This is a genomic window from Streptomyces sp. NPDC005898, from assembly GCF_040629635.1.
Classification (GTDB): domain Bacteria; phylum Actinomycetota; class Actinomycetes; order Streptomycetales; family Streptomycetaceae; genus Streptomyces.
Genome location: NZ_JBEXWC010000029.1, coordinates 1 through 14,534, shown reverse-complemented (window position 1 = coordinate 14,534; position 14,534 = coordinate 1). Strand labels below are relative to the sequence as shown.

19 protein-coding genes are annotated in these 14,534 nt (G+C 71.7%); 3 read left to right on the top strand and 16 right to left on the bottom strand.

Annotated elements, in window-relative coordinates:
• Window positions 1-89 precede the first annotated feature (89 nt).
• The 4 genes from ABZ385_RS29025 to ABZ385_RS29010 all read right to left on the bottom strand — a co-directional run bounded on the left by ABZ385_RS29025 (window position 90) and on the right by ABZ385_RS29010 (window position 3,301).
• Window positions 90-722 (bottom strand): TetR/AcrR family transcriptional regulator, encoded by a 633-nt coding sequence (locus ABZ385_RS29025; RefSeq protein WP_358580225.1) that lies wholly within the window; start codon window positions 720-722, stop codon window positions 90-92.
• Window positions 723-756: 34 nt separating this feature from the next.
• Entirely contained in the window at window positions 757-1,632 is an 876-nt protein-coding gene (locus tag ABZ385_RS29020) for a 3-hydroxyacyl-CoA dehydrogenase family protein (protein ID WP_358580223.1), read from the bottom strand.
• 634 nt (window positions 1,633-2,266) lie between these two features.
• Window positions 2,267-2,557 (bottom strand): DUF6087 family protein, encoded by a 291-nt coding sequence (locus ABZ385_RS29015; protein WP_358580218.1) that lies wholly within the window; start codon window positions 2,555-2,557, stop codon window positions 2,267-2,269.
• Window positions 2,558-2,740: 183 nt separating this feature from the next.
• Window positions 2,741-3,301 carry a nitroreductase family protein gene (locus ABZ385_RS29010; RefSeq protein ID WP_358913788.1) on the bottom strand — a complete coding sequence of 187 codons (561 nt, stop codon included), beginning with the start codon at window positions 3,299-3,301 and terminating at the stop codon, window positions 2,741-2,743.
• 152 nt (window positions 3,302-3,453) lie between these two features.
• Between ABZ385_RS29010 and proP the strand changes: the two genes are divergently transcribed.
• Window positions 3,454-4,935: a glycine betaine/L-proline transporter ProP gene (gene proP, locus ABZ385_RS29005; RefSeq protein WP_358580214.1), complete on the top strand. Its 1,482-nt coding sequence runs from the start codon at window positions 3,454-3,456 to the stop codon at window positions 4,933-4,935.
• On the opposite strand, the gene ABZ385_RS29000 is transcribed toward proP, so the two are convergent.
• Both ABZ385_RS29000 and ABZ385_RS28995 read right to left on the bottom strand, forming a co-directional pair.
• Window positions 4,917-5,165 (bottom strand): DUF397 domain-containing protein, encoded by a 249-nt coding sequence (locus tag ABZ385_RS29000; RefSeq protein ID WP_358580211.1) that lies wholly within the window; start codon window positions 5,163-5,165, stop codon window positions 4,917-4,919. The two genes, proP and ABZ385_RS29000, sit on opposite strands and share 19 nt — an antisense overlap.
• A complete protein-coding gene (locus tag ABZ385_RS28995) occupies window positions 5,162-5,983 on the bottom strand; it encodes a helix-turn-helix transcriptional regulator (RefSeq protein ID WP_358580209.1) in 822 nt (273 codons plus the stop codon). Before ABZ385_RS28995 ends, ABZ385_RS29000 begins: the two co-directional genes overlap by 4 nt.
• Window positions 5,984-6,140: 157 nt before the next feature.
• On the opposite strand from ABZ385_RS28995, the gene ABZ385_RS28990 reads away from it, so the two are divergent.
• Window positions 6,141-6,650 (top strand): ATP-binding protein, encoded by a 510-nt coding sequence (locus tag ABZ385_RS28990; protein ID WP_358580207.1) that lies wholly within the window; start codon window positions 6,141-6,143, stop codon window positions 6,648-6,650.
• Here ABZ385_RS28990 and ABZ385_RS28985 read toward each other — a convergent pair.
• The 5 genes from ABZ385_RS28985 to ABZ385_RS28965 form a co-directional block, all read right to left on the bottom strand.
• Complete coding sequence (locus ABZ385_RS28985) at window positions 6,551-6,874, bottom strand: hypothetical protein (RefSeq protein ID WP_358580204.1); 324 nt, start codon at window positions 6,872-6,874, stop codon at window positions 6,551-6,553. The two genes, ABZ385_RS28990 and ABZ385_RS28985, sit on opposite strands and share 100 nt — an antisense overlap.
• A gap of 71 nt (window positions 6,875-6,945) precedes the next feature.
• A complete protein-coding gene (locus tag ABZ385_RS28980; protein WP_358580202.1) occupies window positions 6,946-7,131 on the bottom strand; it encodes a hypothetical protein in 186 nt (61 codons plus the stop codon).
• Window positions 7,132-7,139: 8 nt separating this feature from the next.
• Complete coding sequence (locus ABZ385_RS28975; RefSeq protein WP_358580301.1) at window positions 7,140-7,391, bottom strand: MFS transporter; 252 nt, start codon at window positions 7,389-7,391, stop codon at window positions 7,140-7,142.
• Between the two features lie 106 nt (window positions 7,392-7,497).
• A complete protein-coding gene (locus ABZ385_RS28970; RefSeq protein WP_358580200.1) occupies window positions 7,498-8,016 on the bottom strand; it encodes an RICIN domain-containing protein in 519 nt (172 codons plus the stop codon).
• Window positions 8,017-8,232: 216 nt separating this feature from the next.
• Entirely contained in the window at window positions 8,233-9,045 is an 813-nt protein-coding gene (locus ABZ385_RS28965) for an SAM-dependent methyltransferase (protein ID WP_358913787.1), read from the bottom strand.
• Between the two features lie 139 nt (window positions 9,046-9,184).
• Between ABZ385_RS28965 and ABZ385_RS28960 the strand changes: the two genes are divergently transcribed.
• Window positions 9,185-10,159 (top strand): aldo/keto reductase, encoded by a 975-nt coding sequence (locus ABZ385_RS28960; RefSeq protein WP_358913786.1) that lies wholly within the window; start codon window positions 9,185-9,187, stop codon window positions 10,157-10,159.
• A 23-nt stretch (window positions 10,160-10,182) separates the two neighbouring features.
• On the opposite strand, the gene ABZ385_RS28955 is transcribed toward ABZ385_RS28960, so the two are convergent.
• The 5 genes from ABZ385_RS28955 to ABZ385_RS28935 all read right to left on the bottom strand — a co-directional run bounded on the left by ABZ385_RS28955 (window position 10,183) and on the right by ABZ385_RS28935 (window position 14,425).
• A complete protein-coding gene (locus tag ABZ385_RS28955) occupies window positions 10,183-11,013 on the bottom strand; it encodes an endonuclease (RefSeq protein ID WP_358913785.1) in 831 nt (276 codons plus the stop codon).
• A gap of 261 nt (window positions 11,014-11,274) precedes the next feature.
• Window positions 11,275-11,910, bottom strand: a complete 636-nt coding sequence (locus ABZ385_RS28950) for a hypothetical protein (protein ID WP_358913784.1) — start codon at window positions 11,908-11,910, stop codon at window positions 11,275-11,277.
• A 32-nt stretch (window positions 11,911-11,942) separates the two neighbouring features.
• Window positions 11,943-12,845 (bottom strand): TIGR03619 family F420-dependent LLM class oxidoreductase, encoded by a 903-nt coding sequence (locus tag ABZ385_RS28945; protein ID WP_358913783.1) that lies wholly within the window; start codon window positions 12,843-12,845, stop codon window positions 11,943-11,945.
• A gap of 214 nt (window positions 12,846-13,059) precedes the next feature.
• A complete protein-coding gene (locus tag ABZ385_RS28940; protein WP_358701150.1) occupies window positions 13,060-13,701 on the bottom strand; it encodes a LysE family translocator in 642 nt (213 codons plus the stop codon).
• A gap of 130 nt (window positions 13,702-13,831) precedes the next feature.
• Window positions 13,832-14,425: a histidine phosphatase family protein gene (locus tag ABZ385_RS28935; RefSeq protein ID WP_358580186.1), complete on the bottom strand. Its 594-nt coding sequence runs from the start codon at window positions 14,423-14,425 to the stop codon at window positions 13,832-13,834.
• Between the last annotated feature and the right edge of the window lie 109 nt (window positions 14,426-14,534).

The window sequence follows — 14,534 nt, the reverse complement described above, 5'->3', positions numbered from 1 at the left end:
GCCAGGGGCGGGATCGACGCCGAGCAGACGGCACTGCGCCGCGCCCCCTGACCGGCTTCGGCCCGAGGTGAGCCTGGGCATGGGGGTGGTCAGATACCGGCGGGGATGATTCCCGCGGCGCCGGGGTCTTCCACGGGTTCGGTCAGGGCCTGGAGGATGCGGGGGGTGACCCGCTGGGGCAGCTGTCGGGCGTCGTCATGGGTGCCGTGGCTGGCCCGGAGCGCGGCCAGCCCCTCGAACAGCGAGATCATCAGGCGGCTCAGGTCGGTGACGGTGATGGTCGGACGCAGGCCCAGCCGGGCCAGTGCCGCTGTCAGCAGCTCGGCCAACCCTTCGACCAGCCGCTCCTCGCGCTCGGCCAGCTCGGCGGCCAACTCCGGCTGGCGGGCGGCGTGCAGGGTGAACTCCATGGAGGCCAGGAACCACTGCGGCTCGCGGGCCCGCTCACCGAATCGGGCGAGCAGCTGGTCGAGGCTGCCCGGCCCCACCGAGGCCTCCCGCAGCGCGGCGAGCAGGCTGTCGGTGTGCACGTCGTAGAGGGCGAGGAAGAGTTCTTCCTTGTCGCGGTAGTTGGAGTAGAAGGCCCCTCTGGTCAGCCCCGCGCGCTCGACGATGTCACTGATCGAGGTGGCGTGGAAGCCGCGCTCGGTGAACAGGGACCGTGCGCTGTCGAGAAGCGCGGCTCGGGTCACGGGCCGGCGCTTGGTCGGGGTCTTGGGCACGCGGGGGCCTTTCCTCGGGGCGGGATCGAGCAGCCTACGCGGCCGGGGACCGGTAGTCGTCATAGAACCCCTGTCCCGTCTTCGCTCCCAGGTGGCCGGCGTCCACGTAGCGGCGCAGGAGCTCGCGGGGACCCTCGGGCAGGTGGGGGTTCTCGGCGGCGTAGTGGTTCTCGATGTCGAGCACGACATCGAGGCCGACCTGGTCCATCATCCGGAACGGTCCGGCCTTGAGGCCCATGTTGATCTCCCACATCCGGTCCACGTCGCGCGGGGTGGAGACACCTTCGGCGACCACGGCCAGCGACTCGCGCTTGATGGCGGCCCAGATGCGGTTGAAGATGAAGCCGGTGCTCTCCTTGCGCGCCTCGAAGGGGTGGACGCCGTACCGGGGCAGTTCCCTCAGCAGGAAGTCCAGTACCGCGCGGTCGGTCCTGCCGTCGGACATCAGGTCGACGGCGACCTGCTGCGGCGGCATGTAGAAGTGCATGTTCAGCACCCGCTCGGGGTGCGCCACGCCGTCGATGAACTGGCTCGTCGGGTACGACGACGAGTTGCTGGCCAGGATCGCGTCGGGCTCCGCGTCCTGGTCGAGCCGGGCGAACACCTGCTTCTTCAGGTCGAGGCGCTCGGGCACGGCCTCCACCACCAGCCAGGCGCCGGCGAGCGCCGCCGATTCCTCGGTGTGGGCGGAGGCCCTGCCGGGGCGGCCGCCGTCCACCGTGGCGGCCACGTCGGCCACGTGCTCGGCGACGAACGCGGCGGCCTGCTCGCCGACGGCCCGGCTGGGGTCGTAGATCCGCACGTCGCCCCCGCGGGTGGCGAACATCAGGGCGATGCGGCGGCCGAGGGTACCGCCGCCGATCACCGCGACCGGGCGGGATTCGATGGCGGTGGGGAGAGTGAAAGCCATGGCGGTGCTTCTTTCAGAGCGGGGCGAGGCGGGACGCCCTACCGGGGCAGGGCGGCGCCCCCTATCGAATACATGGTGTATCGGATACACCGTGTATGCAAATGGACCGCCCGGCGAGCCCCCTGCGGTGTCACAGGCGCCCGCACCGGCCTACGCCGTGCAGAGCGTCCCCGCCCGGTTCCGCGAGGAGGCCCCCACCCGCATCGCCGGGTCCGGCTGACGAGTCCGGTTGAAGCAGGCCGCCCGGCCACTCTCGTCCGGCGTGGCGCCCGCGCAGGGCGACTGCCATTCCTGGGGGAGCGACGGGGTCGGGCCGGGTTCCTCCCAGCCGTACCGCCGTGGCTCTGTCGACTCGTCCCACCACAGGGTCAGGCCGCCCGCAACGGCCACGATGACCAGCCACAGCGCGACGGCCCACCGCCATAACGTGCGGTGCCCTCCGTGCGGGTGTGCGGACACAGGGCAGCAACTCCTCACGACGAAACCGGCATTCGACTCCCCGCTGTGCCGTCTCAGTAGCCGGGGTACGCGCCCTGGAAGGAGCCGATCGCCACGCCGATGACCGTCGCGTCGACCGCGAGGCCGAAGTGCGACGCCGCTCTCATGCCGGTCAGCCGGCGACGGGACCGGCCGGTCAGGCCGTTGGGTCGCCGCCGGGCGCCTGCTCATTCACCCACCGCCGGGCCTCCGCGAGGTCCGCGGCCGTGCCTGCGGGCGCGTACGCGAAGCCGTCCCACTCCTCCAGGGCGCGGGCTGCCTCGGGCCGGAGGTGACCGCCGCCCCCGTGGAGCGGACGGTGTCGGCGCCAGACGTCCAGCGGCGGGCGGCGCCGCTTGCGGTACGCGGCCAGTGGGTCGGCGTCGTCCACGGGCGGGACGGCGCGGGACGGCTGGTTCGGCGGTCCGGGTCGGGAGTGCTTGCCCATGCACTCGATGGTCTCAGGCCGCGACGGTGGTCGGACGGGCCGCGGCGAGATCGGCCGCGCGGGTGCGGACCTCGTCCACCGCGGCCATCCGGTAGGGCCGGGCGGCAGCCAGCAGGGTGTTGAGCCGGGAGGCGACCAGGGTGGAGTCGATGCGGGTGGCCCGGCTCGATCAGAGGTCGGCGGTCACTCCACCGGTGACCAGGGGGCGGAGCGCAAGTGGGCGACGCTGTGGCGGGTGCGGTTCGGGGGTGGGGGGTCGGTCGTTTTGCCCAGGGCGACCATGGAGATGATCGCCCAGCCCGGGTTCGGGGCCAGTTCCTTGGTGAGGCCTTCCAGGTCGAAAGCCCGGAACTGGTGCGCGGCCAGCCCCATGGCCTGGGCCTGCACCGTCATGTGCGCGACCGCCTGGCCGAGGTCGTAGTCCGCGAACTCGGAGTAGAGCAGCTCGGTGTCATCGACGTACCGCCGCGCCAGGGTGACGACGAGCAGACTCGCGTCCGTCGCCCAGCGGGCCGAACTCGGCGCGAGGTGGGGGAGGACACGGTCGTGCCCCGGCTCACCGGGCCTGCAGGCGAAGAAGCCCCACGGCTGGGAGTTCCCCGCCGACGGCGCCCACCGCACGGCCTCCAGCAGCAACCCGAGGGCCTCGTCATCGACGACCGCCGACGGATCGAACCGGTAGGGGCTGAAACGTCCCGCGAGCAGCGGATGTATGCCGCTGGGCGGCTCCTGAGGATGAGGCATGTTCCGCTGCAACCGGCCACCCCGCGTGCGTATTCCGGCCTTGATCGCGGCTGCGGTATTGATCGGATCGGCAGTGTTGATCCGGGTTCGGCAGGGCAGACGAGTGATCAACGATGACCGACCGACGCCGATGAGAGAGTGATCGAGACACCGTGAGCGCCCCCGAAGCACCAGAGATACCCGCACCGCCCGCTCCGGAGGCCATCGCCCGGCACCGCGCGCTCTTCCGCGCGATCCACCGCCGCAAACACCCCCGGCTGCGTCAGTCGGACATCACCGTCACCGAGGAAGCCCAGGTCAAGCGGGCGGTGAAGGCGACCGCCCTGGGCAACGCCATGGAGTGGTACGACTTCGGCGTCTACGCCTACCTCGCCGTCATCATCGGCAAGGAGTTCTTCCCCTCCGGCAACGACACCGCGCAGACCCTCTCCTCCCTCGCCACCTTCGCCGCCGCCTTCCTCGTGCGTCCCATCGGCGGCATGTTCTTCGGGCCGCTCGGCGACCGCGTCGGACGCAAGAAGATCCTCGCCCTCACCATGATCATGATGTCGGCGGCGACCCTCGCCATCGGCCTGATCCCGAGCTACGCCTCCATCGGCGTGTGGGCGCCCGTGCTCCTGGTCCTGTGCCGCATGGTGCAGGGCTTCTCCACGGGCGGCGAGTACGGCGGCGCCGCGACCTTCATCGCCGAGTACGCCCCCGACAAGCGCCGCGGCTTCTGGGGCTCGTTCCTGGAGTTCGGCACCCTGATCGGCTACACGGTCGCCGCCGTCCTCGTCACCGCCCTCACCGCGCTGCTCAGCGACGACGCCATGCAGTCCTGGGGCTGGCGCATCCCCTTCCTCGTCGCGGCCCCGCTCGGCCTCATCGGCCTCTACCTGCGGCTCAAGCTCGACGAGTCGCCCGCCTTCCAGAAGATGGAGGACGGCGACGGCCCGGCCGCCGAGCGCCAGAAGAAGTCCTTCAAGGAGTCCTTCTTCGGCCAGTGGCGCGCCATGCTGCTCTGCATCGCCCTGGTCGCCGCGTTCAACATCACCGACTACATGCTGCTGTCGTACATGCCGACCTACCTCACCCAGCTCGGCTTCGGCGAGACCGGCGGCCTGATGTCCATCGTCGTCGTCATGCTCATCCTGATGGCCCTCATCAACTCCGTGGGCCGCCTCTCCGACCGCGTCGGCCGCAAGCCGGTCCTCATGGCGGGCTCGCTCGGCTTCTTCGTCCTCGCCCTCCCCGCCTTCCTGCTCATCAAGCAGGGCGGCACGGTGCCGGTCTTCGCGGGCCTGCTGATCCTCGGCCTCGCCCTGGTCTGCTACCTGGGCGCCATGTCCTCCTCGCTGCCCGCCCTCTTCCCGACGGACGTGCGCTACAGCTCGCTCTCCATCGGCTTCAACATCTCCGTCTCCCTCTTCGGCGGCACCACCCCGCTGGTCGTCGCCGCGCTCATCGGCGCCACCGGCAACGACCTGATGCCCGCCTTCTACACCATGCTGGCCGGCCTGGTCGGCATCATCGCGGTCGCCGCGATGAAGGAGACGGCCCAGAAGCCCCTGGAGGGCTCCCCGCCGTCCGTGGCGACGGACGAGGAGGCCAGGGAACTCGTCCAGACCCAGCGTCAACCGCGGGACGCGTAGTCCACGAACCGCGCCCACGCGTGGGGCTCCAGCGCGAGCTGGGGCCCTTCGGGGTTCTTGGAGTCCCGCACGTGGATCGCGCCCGGGCAAGGGGCGATCTCCACGCAGTCCCCCGAGCTGCCGCTGCTGTAAGTCGACTTGCGCCAAGCGAGGGCGACTTCCACGCAGTCGTCGCCGGAGCTGCCGCTGTAACTGCTCTTGAACCACGCCAGTTCGGGGGTGCCCATCATGCTCCTCGCATCTGCTCCAGCAGGCTCACCGACTCTTCGAACGAGAGAGCCTGTGAGCGCATCCTGGCATACCGGGTCTGGAGAATGCTGACCACTTTCGGGTCGGAGATCAGCTGCCCGCTCTCCTGCCCTTCGTTGTAGGCGTACCACTTGTTGTCGGGGGTCTCCAGCAGCTGGATGGGCCCGTCCGTCCCCGCGTGGGTCGTGCGGACCAAGGGCATGATCTGGATCTCGATGTTGCGCTGCGCGGCCAACTTGAGCAGGTGCTCGATGAGTTCCCGGGTGACCGCGGGACCGCCCAAGGCCCGCAGAAGCAGGTGCTCCTCGACGATGAAGCTGTACGTCGTGTTCGGCCGCTCTGTGAGCAGCTTCTGCCGTTCCATCCGAGCCGTCAGTTGCGCCTTGACCTCCTCGTCGCTGAGCGGGGGGAGCCGGTTGGCGAACAGCGCTCGGGCGTAGGCCGGGGTCTGTAACAGACCCGGGATCAGCCTGCATTCGTACGTGTACAGGTTGAGTGCCTCCCGCTCCAGGCGGGCCCACTGGCGGAACCATCGCGCTAGCCCCGGCTTGCGCGAAAGCTGGTTCGCCGCGAGCCGCAACGTGCCGAACGCGTCCAGCGCCGCCTCGCAGCGGTCGACGAAGCCCGGTGGTGGGAACCGCCTGCCCTGCTCGATCGAGGCCAGGAAGTGGGAGGAGCACCCCACTTCGTCGGCCAGCGCTTCCTGGGTCGAGCCCGCCCGCTTGCGGAAGCTCTTCAGAACGGCGCCGAAGGTCTTCAGACCGTCCGACGACTCCGGCTCTTTGTTGCTTGACGACATCACGGGAAACCCCCGACGCTCGTATACCGATCCCCTCCAACACCCCCAATGGTTACACTCCGTTACCCCCGCTGTCTACCCTTCGTACTCGTACGCTGACGGAGCGTACGGGTTTGGTGGCTGGCGCACGGCTTCCGGCGGGGCCACGGTGGGCGCCATGCCAACCGAAGCCCGTCCCGCCACCCCGCAGCGGGAATTCACCCAACGTCTCAGCGCCACGCCCCGGGGCGCCCGCCTCGCGCGGCGACTGTCCCGGTACTACCTGGACGGCTGGGGCATCGCGTACGACAGCGAACTGTCCGACGCCGCCGAGGCGATCGTCGCTGAACTGGCGGCGAACGCGGCCACGCACGGCCGGGTGCCGGGCCGTGACTTCGAGGTCCGCCTGACACTCGTCATGGACACGCTCCGTATCGAGGTGTCCGACACGCGGACCGAACTCATGCCTCCGCAGACGCCAAAACCCCCGGAGGCCGACGACGAGTCGGGCCGGGGGCTCGTGATCGTGGCGGCGCTGGCCGCCGAGTGGGGCGTGGTGCCGCGCCAGGTCGGCAAGACGGTCTGGGCTCACCTGCCCTTGGGGGAGGAGGCCGGACGCAGGAGAGCCGCGGCCGGCGCGAGGCCGGCGGCGGAGATGCCGGCGGCGACCCAGAAGGCGAGCCGGTAGCCGTCGGCGGTGGCGGCGAGGGCGTCCGTGCCCCGGCCGGTGAGGGTCTGTGTGCGGCTCGCGGCGGGCGTCGTCAGGAAGGCGAGGCCGAGCGAACCGCCCACGACCTGCGTGGTGTTGAACGGGCCCGAGGCGAGGCCCGCGTCCTCCTCGGCGGCGCCGCCCATGGCCAGGCCCGTCACGGCCGGCATGGCGGCGGCGAAGCCCGCGCCGAGCAGCAGCATGGCGGGCAGGACGTCGAGGACGTACGAGCCGTCGGCGGGCAGGCGGCCGAGGAGCGCGAGGCCGAGCGTGATCAGGGCGAGGCCCGCGAGCAGCGTGCGGTGGGCGCGCCGAAGCGGCCGATGAGCCTCGCGGAGAGGCCGAGCATCAGCACGCCGATGACGAGGGGAGCGGGCAGGAAGGTGACGCCGGTCCGCAACTCGCCGAAGCCGAGGACCCGCTGGAGGTGGAGGGCGCCGTTGTGCTGGAAGCCGCACATCCCGGCGATCAGCAGGATCGGCAGCTGAACACGGCGATGGCCCTGGCCTGTTCGCGGGGTTCGGGCAAGAGGGCGACGAGCATGCCGAGTACGACGGCCGAGGTCATGGCGCCGCCGACGCCCTGGAGGGTGCGGGCCGCGACGAGGAGGCCCGGGGCGCCGGCGACACCGCACAGGACGGAGGCGGAGGTGACAAGGCCGAGCCCCGAGACGAACATCCGCTTGCGTCCGACGAGGTCGCCGAGCCGCCCGAAGAGCAGCAGGAGCCCGCCGAAGGCGATCAGGTAGGCGTTGACGACCCAGGCGAGCCCGGCGGCGTCACATGGCCATGGCTACGTCCGCAGCGGGGCATCCAGGCTGCTGCGATCAGGTGTAGATCCACGACTGGTTGTCCCCGCCATTGGCATGCCAGGTGCCCACGTTGTTGTCGCCGGACCACTCGAGAACCGCGTTGGTCGCGTAGTTCACCCACTGGTAGCGCACCGTTGAGCCCTGGTGGGTGGTGCGCAGAGTCCACTTCTGATTCGTCCCGCCGTTGCAGGCCCACAAGATGACCCTGCTTCCACCGGCCCAGTCCAGACACTGACCTCGCGTGCCCGCGCCCCGGTTGTGGATCGTGTAGGTCGCCCCCGGGTAGGACTCCTCGAAGTACCACTGCTGGTTGTCGCCTCCGTTGCAAGCCCAGACGATCACCCTGTTGCCACCCGCAGCGTCCAGGCACTTACCGTTCGCCACGTTCCGGATCTCGGTGTCCCAGGGCTGGCCCGCCGCGACAGCCGGCACAGCCGCCACCGAAACGGAAGCTATCGCTCCCGCCAGCGCCACGCTCGCGACCGCGGCCGCCCGAGTGATCCGCCCCCACGCCGAACGCACGAGAATCTGCATCTGGTTCCCCCAACATGATCTTTCGGTCAAGACGGGAAGACATTACACACTCGTGAGCAATGGGCTCCCACCAGGCCATACGGTTTCGAGCCCTCGCGGGCGCACGGGCGCCGGCGCGCCGACGGCGACAAGCCGGCGCTGGCTCGTCACGGTCGGGCGGGCGGGCGGGCGAGCGCACGTGCAACGGTGGTGTGGTGGCCCTTTGCCGAGGCCGGGCTACGGCTTGCGGGCCACCGCTCCGTACGCGTCGACCTCCGTCGGGTCCTCGGACTCCGGGCGCCAGCGCGTCACCTGCGTGACACCCGGCTCCACCAGTTCGAGGCCGTCGAAGAAGGCGCCGATCTCCTCCACACTGCGTACGTAGTAGGGGATCGCGCCGCTCTTGTTGTACTCGTCCGACGCCGCGATCATGCCCTCGCTCGTGGCGGTGGAATCGCTTATCACCAGGTAACTGCCGGACGGCAGGCCCGACATGAGGCGGGAGACCAGGTCGCGGGCCTGCGCGTGGTCGGCGACGTGGCCGAGCGTGTTCAGGATGATCAGGGCGACCGGCCGCGAGAGGTCCAGCGTCGTCGCGGCCTCCCGCAAGATGGCCTCCGGGTCGTAGAGGTTGGCGTCGATGTACGCCGTCTCGCCCTCGGGCGTGCTGGTCAGCAGGGCCCGCGCGTGGGCGAGGACCAGCGGGTCGTTGTCCACGTAGACGATGCGCGAGTCCGGGGCCGCGCGCTGCGCCACCTCGTGCGTGTTGTCCGCCGTGGGCAGGCCCGTGCCGATGTCGAGGAACTGCCGCACGCCCCGCTCCGTGGCCAGGTGACGCACCGCGCGGCCGAGGAAGAGGCGGCTGGTGCGGGCCACGTCGACCAGGCCCGGGAAGATCTCCTTGATGTGGTCCCCCAGCTCACGGTCCTTCTCGTAGTGGTCCTTGCCGCCCACGAAGTAGTTCCAGAAGCGGGCCGAGTGCGGCTTGCTGGTGTCGATGCGGGCGCGCACGTCGGCGGCGGAACCGAGCTGGGGGTCGTTCTCTGTCACGAGGAGCCTCCTGGAAACCTGCGTCATGTGGTGCGACGATCAAGCACCAATCTAGACGGCAGTCCAGACGGTGGGGCGCACCGGTCAACTGCCTGCCCGTGGCCGGATCCCGTCATGCACGTGTCGCAGAATGTGGGCCATGACGACCACGGAGCACGGCACGCACGGCGGCACCTACGATTCGCCCGGTACAGGGCATCCCGGGGACGGGGACGGGGACGGGGGCGGGGGCGGGGGCGGCGTTGTCGGCGGGGCGGCCGCCGCCGCGGGCCAGTACCTCATCGGAGGCGAACTCCCCGTGCACCGCATGGGATTCGGCGCGATGCGCCTGCCCGCGCCCGCGTGGGAGGGGCCCGCGCACGACCCCGCGCGGGGCGTCGAGGTGCTGCGGCGCGCCGTGGACCTCGGCGTGAACCACATCGACACCGCGGCGTTCTACTTCTTCCAGGACATCGCCGCCAACGACCTCATCCGCACCGCCCTGCACCCCTACCCCGAGGACCTGGTCATCGCCACCAAGGTCGGCCCCGGCCGGCTGCCGGACGGAAGCTGGACGGACCCGGCCGGTCCCGCGGAGCTGCGCAGAGCCGTGCACCGCAACCTCCGCGAGCTGGGCCGCGACCACCTCGACCTCGTCTACCTGCGCTTCCTGAGGAACGACGGGCCGGGCGAGGACCGCTTCGCCACCCTGGCGGCGCTGCGCGAGGAGGGCGTGATCCGCCACCTCGGCGTCAGCAGCGCCTCCCCGCAGCAGCTCGCCGAGGCGCGGACGATCGCCCCGGTGGCGGCGGTGCAGAACCGATTCAGTCCGCTGGAGCGGCCCGACGCCGAGCTGGTGCACAACTGCGCGCGCGACGGCATCGCGTTCGTGCCGTACTTCCCCTTCGGCGGGACCGGCGCCCCCGACCTCGGCCGCGTCGAGGCCGTCGCCGCCCGGCACGGCGCGACCCCCGCGCAGGTCACCCTGGCCTGGCTGCTCGCCGTGTCCCCGGCGATGCTGGCCATCCCGGGCACCTCATCCCCGGCGCACCTGGCCGAGAACGTGGCCGCCGCCGCCCTCACCCTGAGCCCCGAGGACCTCGCGGACCTGGACGCGCTCGGTCAGGACGGCTGAACCACGCCGTCGGCGGCGGGGCGTCACCAGACCTCTTCCACCCACTCCGGGTGGTCGATGAACGGGTTCCGGTTGTGCTGGTACTTGTCGAATATGACCTGGTTGCGGTTCTTCTCGAAGGCGTCCGGCGGGTCCTCGTCGCTCCACTGCTTCAGCACGGAGAGGCGGCCGATGGCGGGCGCGCTGCCGTTGTCCACGCGGTCGTTGGGCTCCAGGTCGGGGAAGCCGTCCTCGCCGTCGTAGCGCACGGCCATGTAGAGGATCATGCGGGCCACGTCGCCCTTGACCGCGTCCCGGGGCTCGAAGGAGTCGCCGTCCGTGAGATTGCCCGGAGCCCCGGCGACCGCGCCGCCGCCGTTGTCGAAGTCCTTGTTGCCCCGGATGCTGTTGACCGTGACATCCTCCGGGCGCAGGTGGTGGAGGTCCGTGCCGGGGCCGGTCGCCGTGCCGAAGTCGCCGTGGGACTTGGCCCACACGTGCTCGCGGTTCCAGTCGCCCTGGTCGCCGCCGCTGCTGCTCTTGCTCCGCGAGGCGCCGGTGTAGAGCAGGATCACGTTCGCGCTGTTGGCCGGGTCCTGGTCGGTGGTCTTCAGGGCGTCCCAGACCTGGCTGTACGAGACCTTGGTCTGCTTGCCGATGATCGTGTGCAGCGCGGACTTCAGGGCGGGCCCCGTCTTGCCGAGCGCGTCACGGTAGTACGTGTCGTCGTAGGCGCCGGCATACGTCGGGGCCGCGGCCGACGGGGCCGCCCGGGCGGGGGAGGCGGTGGCCGTGGTGGGCACGGTGAGGCCGACGAGCACGGCGGCGGCGCTCAGGGCGAGGGGTTTCCAGCGGCGTACGCGCGGGACGTGCATGGGGGGTGGGTCCTTTCCCGGAGGTCTCACGTGCCGTGCGCCGTCCAATGAGCGCGCGTTCTACGCGAGTTGACCGATCAACCATCGGGAGAGTGACATGGATGTGCGGACGAGCGTGTGAACGTCCTGGGTCGGTCGGGTAACGATGTCATGTACGCGTTCACGCGGCGCGCGTGAGCCGTGTCCGGTAGCGGCCACCCTGCGGTGATCTGCCCGAACCCGCTGGTCGCGGGCGCGAGGTCAGGGTGCTGCCGGGGGCGGTCAGGTGCGCTTCGGGGAAGCCAGGAGGTAGCGGCCCCCGCCGCGCGGTGCCGTGTGCTCGCCGGTCTGCCAACCCGCCCTCTCCAGCGCCGCCGCACAGGCCCGCAGCCCCTCCGGTGACGGCTCGCGCACGGCGACCGCCTCGGGCTGCGGGGTGCCCGTCACCTCGTAACCCGCGCCGCCGGGGCGGGCGGGAGGCAGACCGGCCGCCTCCAGGGCCAGGGCGGCGGCCTGCACGAGATGCGTGCGCTCCCACGCGCAGGGGCGGTCCCGGGCGCCGTCGGTGTTCGTCATCCGGCGCAGCTCCACCAGGCCCTCCCACGCGCTGCGGACCTCCCGCGCCCGCGCGGCCCCCTCACTGCCGCTCGGCGCGCTCTCCGTGCCGGTGCGGGCGGCGAAGACCCCCGGGGCCGCCACGGGCTCGGCGGGCGAGGGCTCGGCGGCCGGCGCCTGTGCCGCCCCGCGCAGGCGGTGGCCCGCGGGCGTCAGGAAGTACGCGTGCGGAGGCCGCGGATGGCGGAAGGCCAGGCGGGCCCGCACCAAACCCGCCAACTGGGCGTCGCTGCCGGACAGGCGGCCCGTCTCCGGATCCGCCGCCTCGATGATCCGCAGCTGCGTGGCCGTGGGTGGCTTCATGGCGCCCGCACCCCTTCCCGCGTCGGTCGGCGTCACCTGGTACCGATGGTGCCCTGTGCCACTGACATCACCAGCTCCAGCACGCGCCGGTCGTCGGCGGCGCCCGCCCGTTCGCCGGGCGTCCCGGGGTAGGTGTCCAGGAGCACGTCCGTGGCGCCAAGCCCGGCGAGGGTCGCCAGGTCGTCGGCCACCTGGTCCACGCTGCCGTGGCCGAGCGGGCGGTCGGGGGTGTCCGGCCGGGCGCCGAGCCGGATCTGCAGGCGCGGCGCGAGATCCGGCACGGGGCGGCCCGCGGCCTTCGCCTCGGCCGCGACGAAGGGCAGCGCCTCTTGCAGCGCGGCCGCCGTCGGCATGAACGGATGCCAGGCCTCGCCGAGGCGGGCCGCACGGCGCTGCGCGGCCCGGGAGTTGCCGCCGACCCAGACCGGCAGCCGGCGGGACGCGGGCGCGGGGGCGGTGCGGACACCCTCGTACGAGACGTAGGTGCCGTGGAAGGACGTCGGGTCCTCGCGCCACGCGGCGCGGATCGCCGTGAGGTACTCGTCGGTCATCGCGCCGCGCTCACCGAAGGGGACGCCGAGCGCCGCGTACTCGGCGGCGGACCAGCCCACCCCGGCGCCGAGGATGAAGCCGGCGGCGTTGAGCCGGTCGAGGTTGGCGGCGAGGCGGGCGGTCTGCAGCGGATGGCGGTAGGGGATCACGGTGATCGTGGTCCCCAGCCGCAGCCCCGGCACCCGCCCCGCGAGGTGCGCGGCGAGCACGAACTGGTCGTAGAACGGCGCCGGATAGACCTCGTGGACATCAGGCGTCACCGCGATGTGGTCGGAGATCATCGCGAACTCGAAGCCGAGTTCACGGGCGTCGGCGGCCTGCCGCACGAGGGAGTCGGGGGTGGTGCCGGAGCCGAAGTTCAGGAGGTTCACGCCATATCGCATGACGCCAGTCTTGGAGATCAAGGACGCGGGTGTCGAATCACGCCGCGCGGACGCCGAACGGGCTTGCCGGCGGCGCCCGTTGGGGTGCGGGCGACCCCGGTGGGCGGCGCCGGAGCCGTTGCCGCCGATGGGGACGACGGTGGGACGGCCGCCGTGAGCGCCCCCCGGTCGGGTGCGGCAGCGCTCGGCGGCGAGGGCACCAGGGGGGGCGGCGCTAGTCGACTCGGCCGGTGACGGCCACCGTGGCGCCCAGGCCGATCATGGCCAGCCCGCCCGTGCCACCGATCAGCGACATCCGCCTGGGGGAGCGGCCGAACCAGGTCCGCGCGGCGGAGGCCGTCAGCCCCCACAAGCCGTCGGAGATCAGGGCCAACACGGCACCGGCCAGGCCGAGGACCAGCATCTGGAGGCTGACGTGACCGGCTTCCCGGTCGACGAACTGAGGCAGCATCGAGGTGAGGAACACGATGCTCTTCGGATTCGTCACCCCGACCATGAACCCCGCCCGCACCGAGCTGCCACCGCTGGACGGCGCCGGAGCGACACGTACCGCTTGTGCCCGGTTCCTCCAGCTCGCGCGCAGGGCCTTCACCCCGAGGTGGACGAGGTAGGCGGCCCCGGCCAGCTTGATCGCGACGAAGACGACGACCGAGGTCTCGACCAGAGTGCCGATCCCCAGAGCGACCGCGATGACCAGCGCGTAGCCACCGAGCGCGTTGCCCAGCACCGAGGCCAGCGCGGTGCGGCGGCCATGGGCCAGGGCCCGGCCGATGACGAACAGCACGCTCGGTCCCGGAATGGCGGACAACAGGACGGACATGGCGCAGAAGGCCAGGAGCCGATGCGGGTCGATCATGCCCGGGATCCTCTCCCGCGCCCTCCGTCGGCGCCAGAGCGACTTTCGACCTAGGTCGTGGGGTGCGTCCGCACGCACCGGCTCGTGGAGTGCCGCTCCGATCCGCCGGGATCCACTTCCGGTACGGGCTTCAGGGCCGCAGGTTCCAGCTGGCCACCACCGGGCGGCCGTGCTCCGTGCTCAGGCGGCTGATCGTGCCCGTGGCCATGAGGAACATCGAACCGCCCGACGCGGGCAGGCCGAGGCGCCGGGCGGTGAGGACGCGCAGGAAGTGGCTGTGGGCGAACAGGACCACGCTGCCCTCGCTGTTGGCGAGCGCCGCGTCCACCTTGGCCAGCATGCGGTCGGCGCGCTCGCCCACCTCCTCGGGGCTCTCCCCGGGGTGCTCCGGCGGGCCGGGGGCGACACCGTCGGTGAAGAGGTACCAGTCGGGCCGGGTGCGGTGGATCTCCACGGTCGTCACGCCCTCGTACGCGCCGTAGTCCCACTCGGCCAGATCGGGGTCGACGGACGCGTCGGGGAACCCGGCGAGCTCCGCCGTCTCGCGCGAGCGCAGGCGCGGACTGGTGAACGCCGCGCCGATCCGGAACCGGTCGACGAGCGGGGCCAGCGAGCGGGCCTGCTTCCTGCCGTTGTCGGTGAGGGGGATGTCCGTCCAGCTGGTGTGCTGCCCGGTGAGGGCCCACGACGTCTCGCCGTGCCGGACGAGGAGCAGATCGCCCATGGTCGCGCCATTCCTGTTCGTGTCGTCGGTGGCCGGACCGTGCGCCGACCTGGTCACGCTGGTGGTGAGCGAGTGCGAGCCGGCCGCGGGCATGCAGTCGGAGCACGCC